This window comes from Planococcus donghaensis (genome assembly GCF_001687665.2).
Classification (GTDB): domain Bacteria; phylum Bacillota; class Bacilli; order Bacillales_A; family Planococcaceae; genus Planococcus; species Planococcus donghaensis.
Genome location: NZ_CP016543.2, coordinates 950516 through 974669, shown reverse-complemented (window position 1 = coordinate 974669; position 24154 = coordinate 950516). Strand labels below are relative to the sequence as shown.

Annotated in this window: 17 protein-coding genes, 19 tRNA genes and 3 rRNA genes; 8 read left to right on the top strand and 31 right to left on the bottom strand. The window is 42.8% G+C overall.

The genetic code is table 11. The annotated features are described in order from the left end of the window. Window positions 1–24 precede the first annotated feature (24 nt). Genes BCM40_RS04830 through BCM40_RS04820 form a run of 3 tightly spaced genes read left to right on the top strand, consistent with a single transcriptional unit; the run spans window position 25 to window position 1822 of the window. Window positions 25–450, top strand: coding sequence for a disulfide oxidoreductase (locus tag BCM40_RS04830; RefSeq protein WP_065526913.1), 426 nt, complete (start codon window positions 25–27; stop codon window positions 448–450). Window position 451: 1 nt separating this feature from the next. Continuing rightward, entirely contained in the window at window positions 452–922 is a 471-nt protein-coding gene (locus BCM40_RS04825) for a thioredoxin family protein (protein ID WP_065526914.1), read from the top strand. A gap of 54 nt (window positions 923–976) precedes the next feature. Then, a complete protein-coding gene (locus tag BCM40_RS04820) occupies window positions 977–1822 on the top strand; it encodes an RluA family pseudouridine synthase (RefSeq protein WP_065526915.1) in 846 nt (281 codons plus the stop codon). Window positions 1823–1965: 143 nt separating this feature from the next. On the opposite strand, the gene BCM40_RS04815 is transcribed toward BCM40_RS04820, so the two are convergent. Beyond that, window positions 1966–2796: an aldo/keto reductase gene (locus BCM40_RS04815; RefSeq protein ID WP_065526916.1), complete on the bottom strand. Its 831-nt coding sequence runs from the start codon at window positions 2794–2796 to the stop codon at window positions 1966–1968. A gap of 151 nt (window positions 2797–2947) precedes the next feature. Here BCM40_RS04815 and BCM40_RS04810 point away from each other — a divergent pair, with 151 nt between their 5' ends. Next, on the top strand, window positions 2948–4249 hold the full coding sequence (locus tag BCM40_RS04810) for an NCS2 family permease (protein ID WP_065526917.1): 1302 nt from the start codon (window positions 2948–2950) through the stop codon (window positions 4247–4249). A 41-nt stretch (window positions 4250–4290) separates the two neighbouring features. Here the strand turns inward: BCM40_RS04810 and BCM40_RS04805 are convergent, their stop codons facing one another. The 3 genes from BCM40_RS04805 to queG form a co-directional block, all read right to left on the bottom strand. After that, complete coding sequence (locus tag BCM40_RS04805; RefSeq protein ID WP_008430671.1) at window positions 4291–4593, bottom strand: hypothetical protein; 303 nt, start codon at window positions 4591–4593, stop codon at window positions 4291–4293. A 309-nt stretch (window positions 4594–4902) separates the two neighbouring features. Next, complete coding sequence (gene trmL / locus BCM40_RS04800; RefSeq protein ID WP_008430675.1) at window positions 4903–5376, bottom strand: tRNA (uridine(34)/cytosine(34)/5-carboxymethylaminomethyluridine(34)-2'-O)-methyltransferase TrmL; 474 nt, start codon at window positions 5374–5376, stop codon at window positions 4903–4905. A 9-nt stretch (window positions 5377–5385) separates the two neighbouring features. Next, on the bottom strand, window positions 5386–6531 hold the full coding sequence (gene queG, locus BCM40_RS04795) for a tRNA epoxyqueuosine(34) reductase QueG (RefSeq protein WP_065526918.1): 1146 nt from the start codon (window positions 6529–6531) through the stop codon (window positions 5386–5388). A 64-nt stretch (window positions 6532–6595) separates the two neighbouring features. Between queG and BCM40_RS04790 the strand changes: the two genes are divergently transcribed. Both BCM40_RS04790 and BCM40_RS04785 read left to right on the top strand, forming a co-directional pair. Then, a complete protein-coding gene (locus BCM40_RS04790; protein ID WP_065526919.1) occupies window positions 6596–7258 on the top strand; it encodes a B3/B4 domain-containing protein in 663 nt (220 codons plus the stop codon). A gap of 174 nt (window positions 7259–7432) precedes the next feature. Further along, window positions 7433–8476: a C45 family autoproteolytic acyltransferase/hydrolase gene (locus BCM40_RS04785; RefSeq protein WP_065526920.1), complete on the top strand. Its 1044-nt coding sequence runs from the start codon at window positions 7433–7435 to the stop codon at window positions 8474–8476. 40 nt (window positions 8477–8516) lie between these two features. Here the strand turns inward: BCM40_RS04785 and BCM40_RS04780 are convergent, their stop codons facing one another. From BCM40_RS04780 to BCM40_RS04770, 3 genes are all read right to left on the bottom strand, one after another. Then, a complete protein-coding gene (locus tag BCM40_RS04780; RefSeq protein ID WP_065526921.1) occupies window positions 8517–9569 on the bottom strand; it encodes a C45 family autoproteolytic acyltransferase/hydrolase in 1053 nt (350 codons plus the stop codon). Window positions 9570–9729: 160 nt separating this feature from the next. Beyond that, the gene (locus BCM40_RS04775; RefSeq protein WP_065526922.1) at window positions 9730–10230 is read right to left on the bottom strand and encodes a VOC family protein; all 501 of its coding nucleotides are present in this window, start codon (window positions 10228–10230) and stop codon (window positions 9730–9732) included. Between the two features lie 48 nt (window positions 10231–10278). Continuing rightward, window positions 10279–12948 (bottom strand): HAD-IC family P-type ATPase, encoded by a 2670-nt coding sequence (locus BCM40_RS04770; protein WP_065526923.1) that lies wholly within the window; start codon window positions 12946–12948, stop codon window positions 10279–10281. A 563-nt stretch (window positions 12949–13511) separates the two neighbouring features. Between BCM40_RS04770 and BCM40_RS04765 the strand changes: the two genes are divergently transcribed. After that, window positions 13512–14039 (top strand): hypothetical protein, encoded by a 528-nt coding sequence (locus tag BCM40_RS04765; RefSeq protein ID WP_065526924.1) that lies wholly within the window; start codon window positions 13512–13514, stop codon window positions 14037–14039. Between the two features lie 235 nt (window positions 14040–14274). On the opposite strand, the gene BCM40_RS04760 is transcribed toward BCM40_RS04765, so the two are convergent. The 23 genes from BCM40_RS04760 to BCM40_RS04650 all read right to left on the bottom strand — a co-directional run bounded on the left by BCM40_RS04760 (window position 14275) and on the right by BCM40_RS04650 (window position 22933). Beyond that, window positions 14275–14358: transfer RNA gene (locus BCM40_RS04760), tRNA-Leu, on the bottom strand. A gap of 400 nt (window positions 14359–14758) precedes the next feature. Continuing rightward, window positions 14759–14842, bottom strand: a tRNA-Leu gene (locus BCM40_RS04755). A 9-nt stretch (window positions 14843–14851) separates the two neighbouring features. Further along, window positions 14852–14925, bottom strand: a tRNA-Cys gene (locus BCM40_RS04750). A 6-nt stretch (window positions 14926–14931) separates the two neighbouring features. Then, window positions 14932–15006 (bottom strand) — tRNA-Gly (locus BCM40_RS04745). Window positions 15007–15013: 7 nt separating this feature from the next. Then, window positions 15014–15085 (bottom strand) — tRNA-Gln (locus tag BCM40_RS04740). A gap of 11 nt (window positions 15086–15096) precedes the next feature. Beyond that, a tRNA-His gene (locus tag BCM40_RS04735) sits at window positions 15097–15172 on the bottom strand. Window positions 15173–15213: 41 nt separating this feature from the next. Continuing rightward, window positions 15214–15289 (bottom strand) — tRNA-His (locus BCM40_RS04730). A 20-nt stretch (window positions 15290–15309) separates the two neighbouring features. Further along, window positions 15310–15383: transfer RNA gene (locus BCM40_RS04725), tRNA-Trp, on the bottom strand. A gap of 6 nt (window positions 15384–15389) precedes the next feature. After that, a tRNA-Tyr gene (locus BCM40_RS04720) sits at window positions 15390–15473 on the bottom strand. A 7-nt stretch (window positions 15474–15480) separates the two neighbouring features. Further along, window positions 15481–15556 (bottom strand) — tRNA-Thr (locus BCM40_RS04715). Window positions 15557–15580: 24 nt separating this feature from the next. Then, a tRNA-Phe gene (locus BCM40_RS04710) sits at window positions 15581–15656 on the bottom strand. Window positions 15657–15673: 17 nt separating this feature from the next. Further along, a tRNA-Asp gene (locus BCM40_RS04705) sits at window positions 15674–15749 on the bottom strand. 3 nt (window positions 15750–15752) lie between these two features. Continuing rightward, window positions 15753–15829 (bottom strand) — tRNA-Met (locus tag BCM40_RS04700). 41 nt (window positions 15830–15870) lie between these two features. After that, window positions 15871–15946, bottom strand: a tRNA-Val gene (locus tag BCM40_RS04695). A 7-nt stretch (window positions 15947–15953) separates the two neighbouring features. Continuing rightward, window positions 15954–16028, bottom strand: a tRNA-Glu gene (locus BCM40_RS04690). Window positions 16029–16056: 28 nt separating this feature from the next. Further along, window positions 16057–16146: transfer RNA gene (locus BCM40_RS04685), tRNA-Ser, on the bottom strand. A 5-nt stretch (window positions 16147–16151) separates the two neighbouring features. Further along, window positions 16152–16226, bottom strand: a tRNA-Asn gene (locus BCM40_RS04680). Between the two features lie 11 nt (window positions 16227–16237). Then, window positions 16238–16353, bottom strand: a 5S ribosomal RNA gene (gene rrf / locus BCM40_RS04675). A gap of 139 nt (window positions 16354–16492) precedes the next feature. Next, window positions 16493–19425, bottom strand: a 23S ribosomal RNA gene (locus BCM40_RS04670). Window positions 19426–19545: 120 nt separating this feature from the next. Then, window positions 19546–19621, bottom strand: a tRNA-Ala gene (locus tag BCM40_RS04665). An 8-nt stretch (window positions 19622–19629) separates the two neighbouring features. After that, window positions 19630–19706 (bottom strand) — tRNA-Ile (locus tag BCM40_RS04660). Window positions 19707–19827: 121 nt separating this feature from the next. Further along, window positions 19828–21378, bottom strand: a 16S ribosomal RNA gene (locus BCM40_RS04655). The 16S, 23S and 5S rRNA genes sit together here with 19 tRNA genes alongside, the layout of an rRNA operon. A 685-nt stretch (window positions 21379–22063) precedes the next feature. Then, on the bottom strand, window positions 22064–22933 hold the full coding sequence (locus tag BCM40_RS04650; protein WP_065526925.1) for a nucleotidyltransferase-like protein: 870 nt from the start codon (window positions 22931–22933) through the stop codon (window positions 22064–22066). 258 nt (window positions 22934–23191) lie between these two features. Here BCM40_RS04650 and BCM40_RS04645 point away from each other — a divergent pair, with 258 nt between their 5' ends. Next, window positions 23192–23545, top strand: a complete 354-nt coding sequence (locus BCM40_RS04645) for a YgzB family protein (protein ID WP_008432143.1) — start codon at window positions 23192–23194, stop codon at window positions 23543–23545. A gap of 45 nt (window positions 23546–23590) precedes the next feature. Here BCM40_RS04645 and perR read toward each other — a convergent pair whose 3' ends face one another. Beyond that, entirely contained in the window at window positions 23591–24034 is a 444-nt protein-coding gene (gene perR, locus BCM40_RS04640; protein WP_065526926.1) for a peroxide-responsive transcriptional repressor PerR, read from the bottom strand. Window positions 24035–24154 lie beyond the last annotated feature (120 nt).

Here is a 24154-nt window from a genome sequence, read left to right as displayed (position 1 = left end):
ATTTTTGAAAAGAGGGGCCACAAAATGACTAAACGCCAGGAAAATATTTTGCTGTCCATGTGGATTGTCGCGCTTATTGCTACGGCAGGTTCACTTTATTTTTCTGAAATTCGCGGCTATGCTCCGTGCGAACTTTGCTGGATTCAACGCATATTTATGTATCCACTTGTTATTGTTCTCGGCGTCGCTTTTGTCCAGAAAAATGTTCGAATTGCAACGACTGCATTGGTTTTATCAATTATTGGTGGTGGATTCTCCATATACCACTACAGCTTGCAAAAGCTTGATTTTTTAGCGGATAGTGCACCTTCATGTGGACTCGTTCCATGTACCGGAGAATATATCAATCTCTTTGGCTTTATCACCATTCCTTTTTTAGCATTGACCGCATTTATTTTAATTGCTGGAATGAGCATTGTTTTATTGAAGACCCTTAAGGAGGAAAAGTAAAATGAAAAAATTATTAATCATCGCAGGAATCGTCGTTGTTGTTTTCGTAGGGATTATTTTATTAACCAACCAAGCAAATGACTCTAAATTGGCGAACAACCCTTATGATACAGAGGATTTAAACCAAGCAACCATTGACCAATTAGATGATGAGAATTATCAGAACCTCATCTTGCCTGCCGATTTAGAAAAGCAAATTGCTAGCGGTGAGCCAACTACAGTTTATTTTTACAGCCCATTATGTGGCTACTGCAAAGAAACTACTCCTGTCTTAATGCCAGTTGCGGAAGATATGGATGTAGACGTGTTGCAGTATAATCTGTTAGAGTATGAAGAAGAAGCTGCACCATACCAGATTGAAGCAACACCAACTTTAGTTCATTATGAAGACGGTAAAGAAGTTTCGCGTTGGGTCGGCGCACAGCCGAAAGAAAATATTGAACTATTTTTCAATGATGTAGTTAAAAAATAACTGACAAAAGGATCATGTGCCTTGCGCATGATCCTTTTTTATGGAGGAAACTGTATGACGTGGAGTTACGAAATTAAAGACGAAGGTATGACTGTAGAAGAATTACTAAGAACTGAATGGGGCCTTGGCAAAAAAGTTGTTCACCAAATGCGCATGGCCAAAAGCGTAAAAAATGATAAATTCCAAGAAGTAGTTTGGAAAGAACCATTACCAAAAGGATTTGTCTTGCACTTTGACTTGCCTCCTGCAGACTCACCTTACGAGCCAAAACACGATGTTGAGTTACCTGTCCTTTTTGAAGACGATCACTTTATTGTGGCTCGCAAACCAAAAGGCATGGCGACACATCCAAACGAAGTTGGGCAAACAGATACATTTATCAATGCTATTCTTGGTCACATTATCCGCAACGGTGGATCATATGGCGAGCACGTTCACCGCTTAGATCAAGGAACTTCTGGCTTATTGATGGTTGCTAAACACCCTGTCGCTAAAAACGTCTTAGACCGCATGTTAGAACAAAAACAATTGGTGCGTGATTATGAAGCTGTCGTTAAAGGCAAAGTTCATAATAAGTCTGGCACAATTGATTTTGCAATTGGTCGCGATCGCCATCATCCAACGCGTCGCATGGTTTCACAAACAGGTCAAAGTGCTGTGACGCATTACCGCGTGTTAAAATTAATGGAAGGCAAATCTTTGCTTCATTTAACACTAGAAACAGGACGCACGCACCAAATCCGTACTCACCTTTCTCATATCGGTCATCCGATTGTTGGAGATACATTATACGATGGCCCGCCGACACAAGATGGTGCTTATCATTTACATGCATTCCGTATGTCATTTATCCACCCTTTTACTAATGAAAAAGTAGTGGTTGAAGATACTGCAAGATAATGAAAAGCTATCCCGAAATGACATTTCGGGATAGCTTTTTTTAATAGACTGGCTGATTGAAATGGAAGCGGCGACTCCCGCGGGAAAGCGTCCGCTGCAATGGAAATCAGCCTTTTATAGGTTACCTTACACTACAGAAATTTTTAAACCGTAATGTCATCTGGGTTTGTTCCGCTCCGCCATTCTTGGTTCAGCTCATCAATCATCTTCATTTCTTCTTGAGATAATGAAAAATCAAATACGTGCGCATTTTCTTGAATGCGTGAAGGCTTTACTGATTTTGGAATAACAATCAAGTCACTTTGCAAATGCCAGCGAATAATCACTTGTGCAATTGATTTATTGTGTTGTTTTGCAATTTCCAATAACACCGGATCTTCTAAAAGACGACCTCTAGCGAGTGGCGACCACGAAGTTACGGCAATGTCATTCGTCTCACAATAATTTCGTAACGGCACTTGCGTTAGTTGTGGATGTAATTCAATTTGATTGACCATTGGTTTTGTATTAGCAGTAGCTAAAATTTTCTCTAGATGATGTTCATGATGATTCGAAACACCAATCGAACGAACTAGTTTTTCATCGTAAAGACGTTGAATCGCGCGATACGTATCCACGTATGTTCCTTCAATGGCCCAATGCGTTAAATACAAATCTAAATAATCAAAGTCTAAACGCTTTAGCGATGCTTCGAATGCACGCAATGTTTCATCATAACCTTGATCGGTATTCCATACTTTAGACGTGATAAATAACTCTTCGCGCTTTACGCCAGAATTTCGAACCGCTTCTCCTACTTCTGCTTCGTTATCGTAAATAGTCGCCGTATCAATCGCTTTATAGCCTTCTCTAATAGCTGTGATCATTGCTTCGACTGCCGCTTCTTTATCGGTCATTTTATAAACGCCAAGACCAAAACGCGGCATTTCTACTCCATTATGTAATTTTTTTGTTGAGTTGATCGTTAAGTCCATCTATCATCATCCTTTCTTCTTTCTATTGTACAAATAATATTAGATTAATTCGACTTTTAGGATTTTGATTCCAGCTCTTGCACTATCTCAATAAAACGAATAATATATATCATGTTGTTTAAAATTGTTCGTGTTTTAGGAGGAGCTTGAAATGTTTCATTTAAAAGAAAATAATACTACGATAAATACGGAAATCACTGCCGGTATGACGACTTTCTTAACAATGGCTTATATCGTGATTGTTAACCCCGTTATTTTAGGAGCAGCAGGTGTACCGTTTAACCAAGTATTTCTGGCTACCATTATCGCCGCTGTAATCGGAACTTTATGGATGGCGTTAGCTGCTAATTACCCGATCGCTATCGCACCAGGCATGGGCTTGAATGCTTATTTCACTTCGATGGTCCTCGGTTCAGACGGTGCCATTGACTATGTAACTGCTTTTGCAGCGGTGTTTGTCGCAGGTCTTATTTTTGTTTTACTGTCATTAACTTCTTTGAGAAAAGTATTGATTCACGCCATTCCTGAAAACTTAAAACATGCAATCACAGCGGGAATTGGTTTATTTATCGCTTTTATCGGGATGAGACTGAGTGGATTGATTGTAGCTAATGATGCCAATTTAGTCGGATTAGGTGATTTAACGTCTCCATCCGTAGCATTAACACTACTTGGCTTATTAATCACCGTCATCTTTATGTCTTTAAATATTCATGGCGGCATATTTTACGGCATGATCATCACAGGAATTGTTGCGTTTTTCACAGATCAATTGAAATTTAATGCAGGACTGATGAAACTTCCTTCGTTACCGGAAGGAATCCTTATTTGGAACCCTTTAGAGGCGCTTCAATTAGTTATTGAATTCGGCTTATATGGTGTTGTCTTTTCATTCTTGCTGGTTACTTTATTTGATACCACCGGGACCATGATTGGTGTTGCTAAGCAAGCCGGACTTATGAGAGACAACAAAATGCCGAGAATGCGCCAAGCGTTGTTAGCTGATTCAATCGCAGCTACAGCAGGGGCAATGGTTGGGACAAGCCCGACTTCTGCTTATGTAGAATCTTCTGCAGGTGTCGCAGCTGGAGGACGCACCGGATTAACAAGTTTAACGGTCGCTATCTTATTTATCGTTGCAGCCTTTTTTGGGCCATTAGTTGGTTCTTTATCAAGTGTCGCAGCCATCACAGCACCTGCCTTAATTATCGTTGGAAGTTTAATGATTGGCTCTGTTAAACAAATTGAATGGGAAAAATTCGACGAAGCTTTTCCTGCCTTTTTGATTGTCCTTGCTATGCCTTTAACCTCTAGTATTGCGACAGGTATTGCTTTCGGGTTTATCTCTTATCCATTAATGAAAGTTTTCAAAGGAAAATGGAAAGCTGTGCATCCGATTTTGTATATCTTTGCTATTTTGTTTACGATTCAACTATTAATCGCACCCCATTGATGAATAGACATAAAAAAACCGCCAATTGGCGGTTTTTTTAGTTATACTCGATTTCTTGTAAATGTTGCTGACAGTAATAAAACAACTGCTGTAATCAAATGGAATACCCAGCCTACGCCTGGAATCCAAGCAATCGTACTTGTAATGATTCCGAGAATTGAACCCGCTTTTGGAGAAAATTCACGGAAACAAAAGAACAATGTAATCGCATGAAGCACAAACATAATGCCAAGAGCTGAGTAGCCTGTGCTGATGACAAAGCCACCGCCTATTAATGGAATCGCTAGAAATGCTTCAGCAAGTCCTGTAAACCAAAGCAATGCGACAGAAATTTTCATTTTCATATAAATTCATCCCTTCTGTAACTGTTCTTGTCTTCTTTATACGATTGAATGCGGAAAAGGTTTCATTTTTTGCAGACCGTCAGAAATTATCCACATTTCAACCCATGTTGTATATTTCATTTTTCCCGCTTGTAAGCTATACTAAACAAAGATGCACATTTCAAGGAGGTCATTATTATGAACTTAATCCTTATTTTAGGTATTTGTGTTTCGTTCTTAGTAGCTATTTTCACTGCTGGATACGATGACAAGCCTGGAACAAACGAAAGAGAATAGTGTAAAAGGACAGCGGAATCCGCTGTCCTTTTTTTATTCTAGCCCTGGATAATCTTGTTGGCGTAACGCTTCATACATTAAAATTGAGGCTGTATTTGATAAATTGAGCGAACGGATATTGTCATTCATCGGAATGCGTAAGCAAAAATCCGGATTTTGCTCGATCAATTCTTTTGGCAATCCTTTTGTTTCTTGTCCAAAAACAAAGAAATGATCTTTTTCTCTGTCAGAATAATCGTAAGAAGTATGTGTCTTTGCCCCAAACTTCGTAATATAGTAAAATGCTCCATTTTTGTATCGGTCAAACAATTCTTGCAATCCATCGTAATAATGAATATCAACATGCTCCCAATAATCAAGTCCGGCACGTTTTAGCATTTTATCGTCTGTCGAAAAGCCTAGCGGACGTATTAAGTGTAATTTCACACCTGTCCCTGCGCATGAACGCGCGATATTTCCTGTATTTGCTGGAATCAGCGGTTGGTACAATACAATATGAATAGCCAAATCTTTCACTTATCCTTTCGATCTTTCAGCAAAAAATGCCAATCCTTTTTGAATTTCTTCTTGCACTTCTTCTTCTTTTTCACTCGCTTCTGCTTGCTGCAAAGCAGCTAAACCTGCTGCTGTTCCAATCTTACCAATCGCCCATGCTGCAGTTCCTCGAATAACTGGTCGCTCGTCACTTTTAAGCAACCCAATCAACACAGGCACAGCAGCCGTTTCTTTAAAATGTGCTAACGCCAATATGGCGTTTCGTTGAATTGGCTTTTTGCCTCGCCACGATCCGGACACATAACCAAACTTATCCTTGAATTCCCTATTGGAAATCGTTAATAATGGCAACAGTAGCGGTTTGGCTATTTCCGGATCTGGTTCGAATTCTGCATGAATTTGATTGGCTTTGCGCTTATTTTTTGGACATACTGTCTGACATGTATCGCAGCCATACAACCGATTGCCGATTTTGCCACGAAACTCATCTGGTAAAAATCCTTTTGTTTGTGTTAAAAACGAAATACAGCGCTGAGCGTTTAATTGGCCACCTTCAACTATAGCACCTGTCGGACAACTATCAATACATAAACGACAATCACCGCACTGGTCTTCTATTGGCTCATCAAACCGAAACGGAATATTGGTAATCATTTCACCAAGATAAACATACGAACCAAATTCTGGTGTAATAATATTGGTGTTTTTGGCACTCCAGCCAATTCCAGCGCGTTCTGCTACTGCACGGTCAGATAGCTCACCGGTATCCACCATGGACCGCATTCGTGCTTCTGGAAAACGCGATGTGATAAATGCTTCTAACAGTGTTAAACGTTCCCTAAGTGCCGCATGATAGTCTTTTCCCCAAGAAGATCGGGAAAAAATTCCTCGGCGGGCACCTTTAACGCCTTGTGGGGCATCTGTCATTCGTGATGGATACGCAATAGCGATGGAAATAATGCTAACCGCTTCGTTCAACAATAATTCAGGTCGCGTGCGCTTTTCTACGTCAGACTCTTCAAATCCAGACTGATAATTCAATTGTTGCTGACGAATCAATTGATGCTTCAAGCTATAAAAAGGTTCTGCCGAAGCAAAGCCGATTTTATCAATTCCGATGTCCGAGGCATACGCAACAAGCTCTTTTTGAAATTGATCAAGATTCATGTCGTAACCCCTCACTCAATTCTATGATACGATAATAAAAACTCCTAATGAAAGGAAGATTGCAATGAAACTGACAATCGATCCTCAAATAAACGAAACACTAAGTGACTTTAAAATTGGTGTCATTCACTATAACAATATCACCGTTTCCGATTCACCTCAAATGTTAAAAGGCCGTCTTCAGCTTTTCCAAGAGCAATTATACTTCGAGTTGGAAGACAAAGAAATTACAGACTTTCCAGGGCTGCTCGAATGGCAACTTATTTGGAAGGCGCTAGGTGCAGATCCTAGCCGGTATCGCCCCTCAGCAGAAGCATTATATCGCCGCATCAAAAAGCAAAATTACTTGGCTGCCATTAATTCAGCTGTCGACATGAATAGCTTTTTGTCATTGCAATACGAGATCCCGCTTGGTTTATATGATGCTGATAAAGTTGAAGGTGATATCGAAATTGCGGTCGGGACTAGCACAGACCGCTATGAAGGCTTGAATAACCGCATTAACACCTTAACGGGCATTCTTGTGTCCAAAGACGCTCAAGGTGCGTTTGGCAGTCCTTATGTAGATTCTAAGCGGACGGCTGTTACGGAACAAACAAAAAATGCAGTACATATCTTCTATCTACGACCATCAATGGCAAAAGACACAGCTTTGCAACTTCTCACAGCTGCTTCTAATATGTTTACAACTATTAATGGCGGGGACGCTGAGATTTATGTAGTGTAGTAAATTGATAAGAATGCTGATGTTTTAATTTTGTGCGTCAGCTTTTTTTGTTTCGTTCTTTATCAGCTCTTATGTGTAATCTTCACTGTTTGTTCTCTTAGGCATATTCTTTTCCATTCATGCACGATTGCAGTAAACTCTTCTTACATTGAAATGTAAAAGAGGGATGCTTACATGAAACGAGTGCACAGTGATATAATTCAGTTTCGTGGAAGCCATTATGATTTTGGCCATATGCAAGGAGAGTTGTTGAAGGAATCGTTGATACTTCCTAACCGCCAAAAGCAACGAAAGGCTTCCAGTCACCATTTGATTATTGACGAGCAACGCGCTAAAAACATATTATTAACGTTGGCTCCGCGAGTGTGGGAAGAGATTAACGGCCTGGCCGACGCCCTAGATTGGTCGATTCATGAGGCAATTCGTGAATTCGGCGGCTACTATTTGGAATACACACGAAGCGGCTGCTCGATTTATACAGAGACTGATTTTATGGTTCGCAATTACGATAGTTCACCTCAAGGGTACGAAGGTCGACTTGCTTTATACCAACCAACTGATGGGGGATTCGCAACAATCGGGCCGACCATGCAAATTACGGGACGCACCGATGGGATGAACGAAAAAGGATTAGTCATGGGCTATAATTTTATTAATCGACGCAACTCAGAAGACGGTTTTATCTGCAATATGATTGGTCGTCTGATCTTGGAAAACTGTGCGACCATTGATGATGCAGTAGCATTACTTGAAGAACTGCCTCACCGTCGCTCTTTTAGTTACGTACTATTAGACCGTACTGGGAAGTCAGTAGTAGTCGAAGCATCACCACGTTCTGTTGTTGTTCGCGAATCTGCTGTTTCCACCAATCATTTCGAGTTATTAGTAGAAGAAAACCGCTACCAAACCGATGACTCTCGTCGAAGAGAACAAATGATGTTGCAACAACATAACAAAATAGATGCGTACAATGCTTTTCGTCTACTAAATGACTCTGATAAAGGCGTTTTCTCAAAAAAATATAGCACAGCTTCAGGCACTCTTCATACCGCTTCTTACTTCCAACAGAGCTTAAAAGTTGGATTTGCTATTGGTCCAGATCGCCTACCACTAATGCTAGATTTCGATAAATGGCTACAAGGTGAGCGCTTATATGCTAAACGGATCAACGGAAAAATAGATACACATTTGCCATTTGTTCATATGGCAGAACTTTAAAAAAACAAGAGCCAGCTCGATGCTGACTCTTGTTTTTACTTTATACAAATTGTTTATCGACATGTGCAAAACCAATATCGGTATCTACCGCTCCATACACTGTTTGAATAGCTAAGCACTCTCCTTGTAGCCAACTGTCAAAATCAAAAACGACCGGTTGCTGATTTCCACCAAGTGCAAACCACATCTTTTTTTCTTTTGGTAAATAAGCAGAGGTATGAATCGTTCCAGCCCAGCTTTTATAAAGAGTTGAAAATACCCCTTTGTCTGTATCGTTGAACAACCGGAAAGCTTCTAAAGCATTATGGGTTTGACTTTCTTGATTTTGAATCGCATTTAAACGCTCAAACGAATCCTTTAAATAATTCCGATTTTCATGTGATTGAATCTCAAAATGGTTGGTGCAAACATTACTGATGCGAACATCCACTGAGCGTGGACTGGCTTCAATAATACGTGTTTCACCACTGGTATCGGTCACAATATAACTAAATGAACCTCTGTGAGGAATTTTGTTCAATAATTCTACTGCTTCGTGAATTGTAGCGCATGTTTCAAGGATGATTCGACCAATCAAATAACACACAAACCCGTCGCCCGGCTTTTTTCGGTGTGTAAAATTATAGCCCATCGCTAACCCTTTTTCATTCATCCCATCCATCCGACCGATAATGCGCGATGTTGGTCCGATGATTGCATACCCGCTATCAGTCGGCTGGAACAAACTAAAACGTCCTTCATATGTTTGTGGATGAAAGTCATAGTTCCGAACCATGAAATCCGTTCCTGTCACAATTGAGCAACCTGAAGGCATGGCGTCAATTCGGTAGCCGCCAAAGTCTCGTAGCACTTCTTCTATTGGCAATCCAAGACTTTCCTGTAATCCCATCAATTCATCCCAGATACCTGGAGCAAATCGTTGATAAGCCTCCCTTGTTTCTTGCACATTTATTTCAAATCTAGGTCTTTTCACTTTCCACTGCTTTCTCCGATTATCCAAAATCACACTATCTTTTAGTAGCTCTCCTTGCCTAACCCCAAAATCATAATGGCTACCTCTAAATTCTAAAATATTGCTATGTATGTCTTTCATCAAATTCTCCTTTATGATACAAAATTACTGAATATGTTAAAGCTTACACATTTCGTACCTCAAGTTCAAAAGCTCTGATTTGAAAAACTTAAAAACTCTTAATGTAAAAAATCCTGCCTTATGATATTCATAAGGCAGGAACAGCCACTGCACTCTATTATTATTCATATGCCCTACGCAATTCATTTAAATCTAACTTCTTCATTTTCAGTAACGCATTTGTTAACCGTTCTACTTTTTTTGCTTCGCCAGTAAACAGCATTTGGTTTAGTTCGACTGGAATCACTTGCCATGTAATTCCAAAACGATCTGTTAACCAACCACACATTTGCTTTTTTTTTTCATCACTGCCTTGGGCAAGTTTTCCCCAATAATAATCTACTTCTTCTTGAGATTCGCAATTGATGATGAACGAAATTGCTTCAGTATATTGAAAAGCAGGACTTCCGTTTAATGCTATAAAATCCTGACCTTCAATTTGGAATTCAATCGTCATAACTTTTCCAGCATTGAAACTATGTTTTTCGCTACCTACACCACTATAATAGGTTACTCGTCCGATTTGCGAGTTATTGAAAACCGACGTGTAAAAATCTACCGCTTCTTCAGCATTCATATCAAACCATAAATTCGTCGTTATTTTTTGAATAATACGGTCCATATTACGTCCCTTCTTTCCTTAAAAAAGGCAATGGCTATGTATCATAGCTTAACGGACCTTCCTAAACCTTCCAGCGTGACGAACAATCCATTTTTCAAACTCCACAATAGTAAATACTAGAACACCAATTACCAATGGCCATACCCAATCCTTTGCTTGTAAAGGCACGGTTCCAAGTATGAGATTCATAAATGGCATATAGGTCACCAAAAGCTGCACACCGATTAAAATGATAGAGACGATAAATGCAATTTTATTCGAAAAAAAATTCCGATTTAATGCAAATTCGGTCTCACTGCGACAATTGAATAAATACATTAACTGAGCAATTACCAATGCTTGTAACGTCATAGTACTCACGATAGATGGATTTATTTGCTGATCGGTTAAAAACATATTCATGAATAGAATTCCCCCACAAATCACCAGTGAAACAAAGAAGATTTGAAAAATGTAATACGGACTCAACAATTTGGCATTCGGCTTTCGTGGTGGCCGCTCCATCGCACCCGGCTCTAACTTTTCAAAAGCAATGGCTAATGAAATGGTAACGGCGGAAATCATATTGACCCATAGGATTTGCACTGTGGTTAATGGCATGCTGGTTCCAAACAAAATACTTACAAAAATCAAAGCACCTTCCGACACATTTGTGGGCAAAATAAACAGAATGGTCTTTTTTAAATTATCATAAACACGTCTGCCTTCTTTTACTGCATTTACAATTGTGCTAAAGTTATCGTCCACCAAAACCATTCCAGCCGCTTCTTTAGCTACTTCTGTACCTTTTATCCCCATTGCTACACCGATATCCGCGCGTTTTAATGCTGGCGCATCGTTGACCCCATCTCCGGTCATGGCACAAATATGCTGCTCGGCTTGTAATGCTTTAACCAACTGAAGCTTATTGTTCGGACTAGTTCGTGCAAAGACGTCATAATTCACCGCTGCCTGGGCTAGCTCTTTGTCATCCATTCGATCCAAATCTTTTCCTTCAAGTACACGTTTTCCATCGCCAATTCCCATTTGGACACCTATAGCAACTGCTGTATCTTTATGATCCCCCGTAATCATTTTCACAACAATCCCTGCCTTGCGACATTGTTGACTCGCGCCTATGACTTCTTCTCTAGGAGGATCAATAATCCCTACTAGACCAACTAACCTAAATCCTGATTCCATGTCGCTATGATTAATAAAACAAGTAGTGACATCGACTTGTTTTGCAGCAACAGCGATCAACCGCTCTCCTTTATTGGCATGTTGAAACATCTTTTCATGCCAATAATCTCCTTCTACAGTAGAAGCTGTCAACCCGGTCATTTTCAATAAGCTTTCAGGGGCACCTTTTACATAAATCCATTTACTTTGCTCGTTTTCTACTAAAGCTGCCATGTATTTATAATTTGAATCAAAAGGAATTTTGGATAGGATGGGCAATCGTTGAGTCGTTTCCTTCATTTTTTCAGCTAGTGTGAGTAGGCAACCTTCAGTAGCATCTCCACTGATAATCCAATCTCCTTTTTCATCACATCTCAAATTAGCTTCATTAACCGTTTTAACAGCTGTTAAAAGCTCTTTAAGATTTGGATAATCCGCAAGTTGTACGAGGTTCTGACCATCAAAAATCGAGCCATTTGGTGAATAGCCAGTTCCTGTTACAGCTAATTCTTTATCTTTTAACATCACCGAAGTGACGGTCATTTCGTTTTTTGTCAAAGTGCCGGTTTTATCCGAGCAAATTACCGAAACCGCTCCAAGAGTTTCAACGGAAGGTAAATTTCGGACAATGGCATTTTTTGCTGCCATACGCTGTACTCCGATTGCCAAAATAATCGATAGTACAGCTGGTAAACCTTCAGGAATCGCCGCTACCGCTAAACCAATAATAGCCAATAACAAATCAGCTGTTGCATAATCATGAAACAAGTAACCAATCGTAAATATGGCAACAGAGCTAATGACAATGGTTGACGATATGACTTTACCAAAAGCTGCAGTTTGCTTTAACAATGGTGTCTGTAGACGATCGACATCCTCTATTGACGAACTTATCTTCCCCAACTCTGTATTCGAGCCAATGGCAACAACCATTCCTATGCCTGAACCTGAGGCTATTGTTGTCCCAGCAAACACCATATTGAGCCGGTCAGCTAACACTGTATCGTTTGGTAGTACTGCTGAACTTTTCTCTACTGCTACCGATTCCCCCGTTAATGAAGACTCTTCTACTTTTAAGTTGACTGCTTCTAAAATCCGAATATCAGCAGAATTCTTTTCCCCCGCTGAAATTACTATAATATCTCCAGGTACCAGGTCGGATGAGAGTACTTCTCTTCTTACCGAACTTCGAATTACGGTTGCTTTTAAAGACAACATTTTCCGAATACCTTCCAACGCCTTTTCCGCTTTGGATTGCTGGATATATCCAATAATTGCATTGATGACTACCACCATCAAAATGACAGCCGTATCGATCCCATGCCCTAAAAACAAAGTGATAACTGCTGCTACAAGTAATACATAAATTAATACATCATTAAAATGCTTGAAAAACTTAAAAAACTTAGACTCTTGTTTAGGTTCTGGCAGCTCATTCGCTCCATATTCCTCATGACGCTTTTTTGCTATTTCTTCGCTTAAGCCAACTTCTACATCTGTATCGAAAATTTTCAGCAATTCAACTGCATCTATTCCGCACCAATTTTTGGCTTGCATCATTGTCCCTCATTTCAACTAACAAAATGACAATAAATTAAGTTACTATTCAGTCTATCATAGTACCTATTTGTGAATTATGTTAATAGGCAATCGGATTGGTTATGACAGACTCTCATAAACTGTGCTTCCTGGAATAGCCGTCGTAATAAGTATTACACCGTCTCCCTTCTTTCCAATTGCTTAGTATCGCTTACATCGATATTTTCAAACCAAATTGACAATCACGCCGCCCATTTTAGCGTATGCACGTGTATCTGACATGCTTGTTTTATTTGGAACGTTTCTTGGTGCTGCAATTATTGCGGAAACCATAGCTTAATTCTAAGACATTATTTAAACTAATCTAATGAAAGACCATATGAAGTCAATAACTTTGATGCGATCTTTATTTCTTTTAAGCCACTAAACGAACTGCTAAATAGGTAATAAGTCATTTTATTTCTAAAAAAATTAATTATTCAGTTTTTTCTATTGTATTTATTAGGAGAAGGTGTATAATAGGTGCTGTAAAAACCAAATTGTTAATACATAGGTCAAAAATATAATAAGGAGGAGCTGAAATGAAGAAAATCTTTACCATGATCATGGTCGCTTTTCTCAGTCTGTCTGCCCTGTCTAGTGTGAGTGCGCATCCACATGACCACGACAAAGGACATCACAAGTACAGCATTGAAAAACAGTTGGCAATAAGCAAAAAAGCAGTTAAAAAGTATCGGAACATCGAAGTTGCACTTGATGAAGGATTTGTCGGCTTAGTTCCCGGAGCATGTGTACCTAATATGGGAATTCACTTAGTCAAACCTAGCCGTATGGATGATGACAAGCTGCGCATTAAAAAACCAGAAATTTTGGTTTATGAACCACTAAAAAATGGTCACTATAAATTGGTAGCAGCTGAATGGTACGTACCTGCAGAATTAACTGATAAAACACCGGTTCTATTCGACCAAAAATTCCAAGGACCAATGGATAACCATGATGGTTCGGCAGGTCAGCATTACGATTTACATGTTTGGTTGTTTAAAACAAATCTAGATGGAATATTTAAACCAGAAAATACACGTGTAAGTTGCAAATACGCTGAGTAAGTCAGACTTTGATCGTTAAGCCGGTGTAGAAGGTATCTTTCTACACCGGCTTTTTATGAATTTTTTCGACTAGTAATCTTTATACAATACATAAGTAAGATGAAAAGATAATACTTTCTGCAGGAAGAACACATTGGTTATATAATTACTAGTTTAGTTGCATTTATTAATATAAACCATTACAAGAAAAAAGCCCTGACGATTAAGTCAGGGCTTTTGCTCTTTACTTGCGGTATACCGGCGGTCGGGGTCGAACCGACACTCCGGTGAAGGAACGGGATTTTGAGTCCCGCGCGTCTGCCAATTCCGCCACGCCGGCAAGTATTGTTTAGCGGACAAGAATTATTATAGCACATCATACTTTTCGCGCCAATACTTTCTAAAAGTATAACTAATTTTATACGTTAAAGTTTAAGGAAAAAGCGGAATAGACAAGAATGACAAAATTTCTATTAGTCTGGTTTAAAGGATCATCCTCTTGTAACTGTTCCCCGCTAAACTATACATATTAATGAGCTTTACTAAATTGCTGTTTCCTTCTTCCTTTCGCCTACTCTACCTTATTCACTTTGGAACTACTTCCTCTTTTGTTCATTGAGGTTCATAAATAGTTTTTTAGAGAACGATTATTAATTAGATAGGGATACAACAAAAAACCCCTTAACTGCGAATATTCACAGTTAAGGGGTTTTGGAAAGAACAGGCAGGTTCTTTCATGATACCGGCGGTCGGGGTCGAACCGACACTCCCGTGAAGGAACGGGATTTTGAGTCCCGCGCGTCTGCCAATTCCGCCACGCCGGCAAATCATTATGGAGGCGGCAACCGGACTCGAACCGGTGATAAGGGTGTTGCAGACCCATGCCTTACCACTTGGCTATGCCGCCAAATAATGGAGCGGAAGACGAGGTTCGAACTCGCGACCTCCACCTTGGCAAGGTGGCGTTCTACCACTGAACTACTTCCGCAATAAAGCTGGGGTACCTGGATTCGAACCAGGGCATGACGGGATCAAAACCCGTTGCCTTACCGCTTGGCTATACCCCATTAATAAAAGATGGGGCGGACGAGGGGAATTGAACCCCCGAGTGCCGGAATCACAATCCGGTGCGTTAACCACTTCGCCACGACCGCCACTTTACTATTTTATAAGTTCACTTAGTTAAATTAAAACATGGGGCGGACGAGGGGAATTGAACCCCCGAGTGCCGGAATCACAATCCGGTGCGTTAACCACTTCGCCACGACCGCCATCATATAAATTTTAAAATTGGCAGGGGCAGTAGGAATCGAACCCACATCGGAGGTTTTGGAGACCTCTGTTCTACCGTTAAACTATGCCCCTAAAAACTGGTGGTGGGGGGCAGATTCGAACTGCCGAACCCGAAGGAGCGGATTTACAGTCCGCCGCGTTTAGCCACTTCGCTACCCCACCTAAAAAATGGTGCCGGAGAAAGGAGTCGAACCCTCGACCTACTGATTACAAGTCAGTTGCTCTACCAACTGAGCTACTCCGGCATGGAGATTGTATTTCTAAAAAAATGGTGGGTCAGGACGGAATCGAACCGCCGACACTTAGAGCTTCAATCTAATGCTCTACCGACTGAGCTACTGACCCACTTTGTTAAGTGAAAATGGCGGTCCCGACCGGGATCGAACCGGCGATCTCCTGCGTGACAGGCAGGCATGTTAACCGCTACACCACGGGACCATTTGGTTGCGGGGGCAGGATTTGAACCTGCGACCTTTGGGTTATGAGCCCAACGAGCTACCGAACTGCTCCACCCCGCGATAATACTATTTTTTTCATTTCACACTTAATATGTAGGAAATGGTGGAGGATGACGGGATCGAACCGCCGACCCTCTGCTTGTAAGGCAGATGCTCTCCCAGCTGAGCTAATCCTCCATGAAATTGGTGACCCCTACGGGATTCGAACCCGTGTTACCGCCGTGAAAGGGCGGTGTCTTAACCGCTTGACCAAGGGGCCATTCTATAAATTGTTGAAAACGATCTTCTGGCGGAGAGCAAGGGATTCGAACCCTTGAGACGGTTGCCCGCCTACATGATTTCCAATCATGCTCCTTCGGCCACTCGGACAGCTCTCCATAATTGGCTCCGAAGGTAGGACTCGAACCTACGACCATCGCATTAACAGTGCGGTGCTCTACCACTGAGCTACTTCGGAATAATTGATCAGCCTGGCAACGTCCTACTCTCACAGGGGGAAACCCCCAACTACCATCGGCGCAAAAGAGCTTAACTACCGTGTTCGGGATGGGAACGGGTGTGGCCTCTTTGCCATCATTACCAGACTGAATTTATTTTGAAAGACAAGATTTATTATACCAGTATATCGCCGGTTTTTTCAAGCTTTTTTTCAAAAACTTTTTTCTTATTCTTTCAAAACTGGATAAACGACATTGGAACAGGCAAGTCTTCGTGTACATGGTTTTGGTTAAGTCCTCGATCGATTAGTATTCGTCAGCTGCACATGTCGCCACGCTTCCACCTCGAACCTATCTACCTCATCGTCTTTGAGGGATCTTACTTGCTTGCGCAATGGGAAATCTCATCTTGAGGGGGGCTTCGTGCTTAGATGCTTTCAGCACTTATCCCGGCCACACATAGCTACCCAGCGATGCCCTTGGCAGAACAACTGGTACACCAGCGGTGTGTCCATCCCGGTCCTCTCGTACTAAGGACAGCTCCTCTCAAATTTCCTGCGCCCGCGACGGATAGGGACCGAACTGTCTCACGACGTTCTGAACCCAGCTCGCGTACCGCTTTAATGGGCGAACAGCCCAACCCTTGGGACCGACTACAGCCCCAGGATGCGATGAGCCGACATCGAGGTGCCAAACCTCCCCGTCGATGTGGACTCTTGGGGGAGATAAGCCTGTTATCCCCGGGGTAGCTTTTATCCGTTGAGCGATGGCCCTTCCATGCGGAACCACCGGATCACTAAGCCCGTCTTTCGACCCTGCTCGACATGTACGTCTCGCAGTCAAGCTCCCTTCTGCCTTTACACTCTGCGAATGATTTCCAACCATTCTGAGGGAACCTTTGGGCGCCTCCGTTACTCTTTAGGAGGCGACCGCCCCAGTCAAACTGCCCGCCTGACACTGTCTCCCAAGCCGATCAGGCTTGTGGGTTAGAATTTCAATACAACCAGGGTAGTATCCCACCGACGCCTCCTCCGAAGCTGGCGCTCCGGGCTCTAAGGCTCCTACCTATCCTGTACAAGTTGCACCAAAATTCAATATCAGGCTACAGTAAAGCTCCACGGGGTCTTTCCGTCCTGTCGCGGGTAACCTGCATCTTCACAGGTACTATAATTTCACCGAGTCTCTCGTTGAGACAGTGCCCAGATCGTTACGCCTTTCGTGCGGGTCGGAACTTACCCGACAAGGAATTTCGCTACCTTAGGACCGTTATAGTTACGGCCGCCGTTTACTGGGGCTTCAATTCGCACCTTCGCTTGCGCTAAGCACTCCTCTTAACCTTCCAGCACCGGGCAGGCGTCAGCCCCTATACGTCACCTTACGGTTTTGCAGAGACCTGTGTTTTTGCTAAACAGTCGCCTGGGCCTATTCACTGCGGCTCTCTCGGGCTATACACCCTACCAGAGCACCCCTTCTCCCGAAGTTACGGGGTCATTTTGCCGAGTTCCTTAACGAGAGTTCACTCGCTCACCTTAGAATTCTCTTCTCGCCTACCTGTGTCGGTTTGCGGTACGGGCACCTCCCGCCTCGCTAGAGGCTTTTCTTGGCAGTGTGAAATCAGGGACTCTGAGACTCAGTCTCTTGCCATCACAGCTCAACGTATCAGGAATGGGATTTGCCTCATTCCACGCCTCACTGCTTGGACGTGCACAACCAACGGCACGCTCACCTTATCCTTCTGCGTCCCCCCATTGCTCAAACGGCGGGGAGGTGGTACAGGAATATCAACCTGTTGTCCATCGTCTACGCCTATCGGCCTCGACTTAGGTCCCGACTAACCCTGAGCGGACGAGCCTTCCTCAGGAAACCTTAGGCATTCGGTGGACGGGATTCTCACCCGTCTTTCGTTACTCATACCGGCATTCTCACTTCTAAGCGCTCCACCAGTCCTTCCGGTCTGACTTCAACGCCCTTAGAACGCTCTCCTACCACGGATCTCTTACGAGATCCATCCACAGCTTCGGTAATCCGTTTAGCCCCGGTACATTTTCGGCGCAGTGTCACTCGACCAGTGAGCTATTACGCACTCTTTAAATGATGGCTGCTTCTAAGCCAACATCCTGGTTGTCTAAGCAACGCCACATCCTTTTCCACTTAACGGATATTTGGGGACCTTAGCTGGTGGTCTGGGCTGTTTCCCTCTTGACTACGGATCTTATCACTCGCAGTCTGACTCCCAAGCATAAATCACTGGCATTCGGAGTTTGTCTGAATTCGGTAACCCGGGATGGGCCCCTAGTCCAAACAGTGCTCTACCTCCAGGATTCTCAATCTTGAGGCTAGCCCTAAAGCTATTTCGGAGAGAACCAGCTATCTCCAGGTTCGATTGGAATTTCTCCGCTACCCACACCTCATCCCCGCACTTTTCAACGTGCGTGGGTTCGGGCCTCCAGTAAGTGTTACCTTACCTTCACCCTGGACATGGGTAGATCACCTGGTTTCGGGTCTACAACTGCATACTCTGTCGCCCTATTCAGACTCGCTTTCGCTGCGGCTCCGCCTTCTCAGCTTAACCTTGCATGCAATCGTAACTCGCCGGTTCATTCTACAAAAGGCACGCCATCACCCATTAACGGGCTTTGACTACTTGTAGGCACACGGTTTCAGGATCTATTTCACTCCCCTTCCGGGGTGCTTTTCACCTTTCCCTCACGGTACTGGTTCACTATCGGTCACTAGGAAGTATTTAGCCTTGGGAGATGGTCCTCCCAGATTCCGACGGAATTTCACGTGTTCCGCCGTACTCAGGATCCACTCTGGAGGGGCAAGGTTTTCGGCTACGGGGCTGTTACCCACTGCGGCGGACCGTTCCAGGTCGCTTCGCCTAATCCTACCTTTTGTAACTCCGTATAGAGTGTCCTACAACCCCAAGAGGCAAGCCTCTTGGTTTGGGCTGATCCCGTTTCGCTCGCCGCTACTCAGGGAATCGCATTTGCTTTCTCTTCCTCCAGGTACTTAGATGTTTCAGTTCCCTGGGTCTGCCTTCTCATGTGCTATAGATTCACACATGGATACTACTCGATTAAAAGTAGTGGGTTCCCCCATTCGGAAATCTCCGGATCACAGCTCACTTACAGCTCCCCGAAGCATATCGGTGTTAGTGCCGTCCTTCTTCGGCTCCTAGTGCCAAGGCATCCACCGTGCGCCCTTTCTAACTTAACCAATGGTTAATTTAAAAGTTGTGACTAAAAGTCACGCGTACTTGAATTTCTTGCATTTGTTTCAATGTCGTTTTATCCAGTTTTCAAAGAACAAGTTCATCATTTCTGCGTACAAAATGATTGGTGGAGCCTAGCGGGATCGAACCGCTGACCTCCTGCGTGCAAGGCAGGCGCTCTCCCAGCTGAGCTAAGGCCCCAAGAAGAATGGTGGGCCTAAATGGACTCGAACCATCGACCTCACGCTTATCAGGCGTGCGCTCTAACCAGCTGAGCTATAGGCCCTCTTGAGTATAATTGTCTTACTGATAGAAGATCGATTCAATGTTGCCATTGAAGATGAACCTTCAAAACTGAACGCAAAACGTCAACGCCGAGAAAATCCCGGTTCCGAATTTATCCTTAGAAAGGAGGTGATCCAGCCGCACCTTCCGATACGGCTACCTTGTTACGACTTCACCCCAATCATCTGTCCCACCTTCGGCGGCTGGCTCCACAAGGGTTACCTCACCGACTTCGGGTGTTACAAACTCTCGTGGTGTGACGGGCGGTGTGTACAAGGCCCGGGAACGTATTCACCGTGGCATGCTGATCCACGATTACTAGCGATTCCGGCTTCATGCAGGCGAGTTGCAGCCTACAATCCGAACTGAGAACGGTTTTATGGGATTGGCTCCCCCTCGCGGGTTGGCAACCCTTTGTACCGTCCATTGTAGCACGTGTGTAGCCCAGGTCATAAGGGGCATGATGATTTGACGTCATCCCCACCTTCCTCCGGTTTGTCACCGGCAGTCACCTTAGAGTGCCCAACTAAATGCTGGCAACTAAGATCAAGGGTTGCGCTCGTTGCGGGACTTAACCCAACATCTCACGACACGAGCTGACGACAACCATGCACCACCTGTCACCACTGTCCCCGAAGGGAAAAGCGTATCTCTACACCGGGCAGTGGGATGTCAAGACCTGGTAAGGTTCTTCGCGTTGCTTCGAATTAAACCACATGCTCCACCGCTTGTGCGGGCCCCCGTCAATTCCTTTGAGTTTCAGCCTTGCGGCCGTACTCCCCAGGCGGAGTGCTTAATGCGTTAGCTGCAGCACTAAGGGGCGGAAACCCCCTAACACTTAGCACTCATCGTTTACGGCGTGGACTACCAGGGTATCTAATCCTGTTTGCTCCCCACGCTTTCGCGCCTCAGCGTCAGTTACAGACCAGAAAGTCGCCTTCGCCACTGGTGTTCCTCCACATCTCTACGCATTTCACCGCTACACATGGAATTCCACTTTCCTCTTCTGCACTCAAGTCCTCCAGTTTCCAACGACCCTCCACGGTTGAGCCGTGGGCTTTCACATCAGACTTAAAGGACCGCCTGCGCGCGCTTTACGCCCAATAATTCCGGACAACGCTTGCCACCTACGTATTACCGCGGCTGCTGGCACGTAGTTAGCCGTGGCTTTCTGGTGAGGTACCGTCAAGGTACCAGTAGTTAGTTGGTACTTGTTCTTCCCTCACAACAGAGTTTTACGATCCGAAAACCTTCGTCACTCACGCGGCGTTGCTCCGTCAGACTTTCGTCCATTGCGGAAGATTCCCTACTGCTGCCTCCCGTAGGAGTCTGGGCCGTGTCTCAGTCCCAGTGTGGCCGATCACCCTCTCAGGTCGGCTACGCATCGTCGCCTTGGTAGGCCATTACCCCACCAACTAGCTAATGCGCCGCGGGCCCATCCTGCAGTGACAGCCGAAACCGTCTTTCCGTGCAGCCTCAGGAGAGGCCGCAAACTATTCGGTATTAGCACCGGTTTCCCGGAGTTATCCCGATCTGCAGGGCAGGTTGCCCACGTGTTACTCACCCGTCCGCCGCTAAACCAGAAGGAGCAAGCTCCTCTGGTTCCGCTCGACTTGCATGTATTAGGCACGCCGCCAGCGTTCGTCCTGAGCCAGGATCAAACTCTCCATTATAGAGTAGTGTTGATTGCTCAATACTGCTGGCGTATCGCCGTCCGAAGACGCACGATTCGCTTTGATCTGCATAATGCTGATCAGTAATTTTTCGTCACGAACACTGAGATAAAAAACAACTTTGCTCTGATTGCCAAAGGCAACCTTCGCAAAAGCCGTTCTCGCACCGAGGTGCTCGTGACGTCTTTCGTTGACGTTTTGCTGTTCAGTTTTCAAGGTTCAGTTTGTGTTCTGTAAAAGCAACTTCTCTAAGTTAACATCGTTCGATGAAAGAGTCAAGCTATTTATTATTGTGAAAAACTTAATTTCCCTTAGCGACATGTATTATCATAATACACACCCCTCACAGATGTCAACGATTAAAGCAAAAAAGTTCAAAAAAACTTTCCTCGCTTAATTAACAAGCTTTTAAATCATTATCCTTCTAAGACTTTCCCTACATTTTCTTATGAAATAAACTGTTGCTACAAGTCTTAACAATCGACTTATAGCAACAGTACTTCTTTGTCCACTTTAGAAAAGGAAGAGCCGAGGAGCACCTAGGCTCCACTTATAGAAAAGTCATTTGATGCTCTCGTTAACTTATTCGCTATATGTTTTCGGCAATTCTCTTTTTGATTGAACAGATATTCCAATGCTTTACGATTACTAGCCCTCTTTATAACTAATGCTTCTTTAGATAAATCTATTTAGTTTTCACATAATAGTATCGGTGAAAGACACCTTCACTCTTCGTAGTAACGCCATTTATAGAAATAAGATCTTTTTCTACTAGAAATTCAATGAAAACTTCTAGATCTGCAGAATAATTTTTCAGCTCTTCTTGCTCATGTAATTCTTGGATAGTCCAACTGCTCTGTTTTTCCATTACTTCTCTTATATGAAGAGCTCCATCTTTCGTTCGTGAATGAATATAGAATTCACTTGCCAGGAATAATAATTCCAACCGCTTGTCAATGGGTTCATCACTTGATATTAGCTCTTCATATAATTTGTAAATGGCTGGTTCCATTTGTTTGACTTGAGACCAAACCGTCACTTCTGGAGGCAATCCATTTTCAAGCACAGCTAACCTTGCTAAATGATGGAGTGATTCTACCATATGATGATAGGCATCCATATAGTTCTTTTCTTCAAAAAACGATTTCCCTTCCATATAGCGTCGAATTAGTTTAGCGAACTCCATACCCATTTTAATTTTCCGACCATAGAAAGGATAATCTTTAAGCTCAGTCTTTAGTTTTTCCATAAATTCGTTACGATCATAAATTACGCGACCATAAAAAAGCCAATCGACTAATTTCCGATTTGTGCCAAGCAATAACCATTTATGTAATTGCTTTTCGGTAACGATGTGCATCGCGGCTTTTTTATCTAAATACGTATAATGTTTTGTGAAAACCGGTGTTTCGTTTTCTTTCGTAATAATCAACAATATCGAATCAAACGTATCCGTAATCTGGCTGACTTTCTCTCTTTTCTCAACTAGGATTACGCCAAGAGTACTTTCCTGACTGGCACGCTCTTGATAAATAGGACGTAGTATTTGTTCCATCATTCTCACTCCTTGCTGTCTCTATACCATTCTTTCTTAAATAGTGGACGAATGGCTAGTCGTAAACTCCAGCTTGTTTTCATTTCCCTATTGTCGGGCTCACCCGTTCTCTATTTCTAAATCATCAAAGCTAAACAGATATACTTCTGCTTTTCTCTATTTCGACATATTTACTGTGGATTCCTTCATTTCAAAACCGATATCACTTTTTAAGAACATTTATGATATAGTATGATGGATGCAAGGAGGAAATAAGTCATGAAACCTTATAAAAATAAAATCAATCGCATTCGAACGTTTGCGTTAGCTTTGATCTTTATCGGCATTGTCATTATGTATGTTGGCATATATTTTAGAAACCAACCGATTGTGATGGTCATTTTAATGTTGCTTGGTGTACTCGCAATTATCGGGAGTACAGGTGTGTATGCTTGGATCGGTTTACTGTCTATGAAAACCGTACCTGTAGAATGTCCGAATTGTGGAAAGCATACAAAAATGTTGGGTCGTGTAGATATCTGTATGCATTGCAACGAACCTTTAACAATGGATCGTTCTCTTGAGGGTAAAGAATTTGATCAAGACTACAATAAAAAAAGTTCACAACAATAAAAACATCCAGCGAAAAATCGCTGGATGTTTTTTGTTTTAACTATTTTATTGGGCAGTTGCCGTTTTAGCTAAGCAGCTTTGACATGTTCCGTAAATTTCAAGGCGATGATAATCCACTTGGAATCCCGTTACGTGCGAAGCTAAATGTTCAACTTCGTCGAGTCCTGGATAATGGAAATCAACTATTTTCCCGCAATCATTACAGATAATATGATAATGATCGTGTGTAACAAAGTCGAAACGGCTTGAAGAATCTCCGTATGTTAACTCTTTTACCAATCCTGCTTTTCTAAACACACGTAAATTATTATAAACAGTTGCAACACTCATATTAGGAAACGTTTTTTCGAGCGCGCGATAAATGTCATCCGCTGTCGGGTGGTTTGTTGAATGAATCATATACTCCAAAATCGCGTGACGTTGGGGCGTGATTCTTACACCTGTTGACTTCAAAGCATCAAGCGCGTCTTTTAATTGTACTTCAGACATCGCCGTGCACCTCACTTCATATAGATTCTTACATTGTAATTGTTATAAACAGTGTACCTAATAAAAGTGTTTGGTGTCAAGAAATCACTATACTACCGCCATTTGTCACGCATTTTTAGA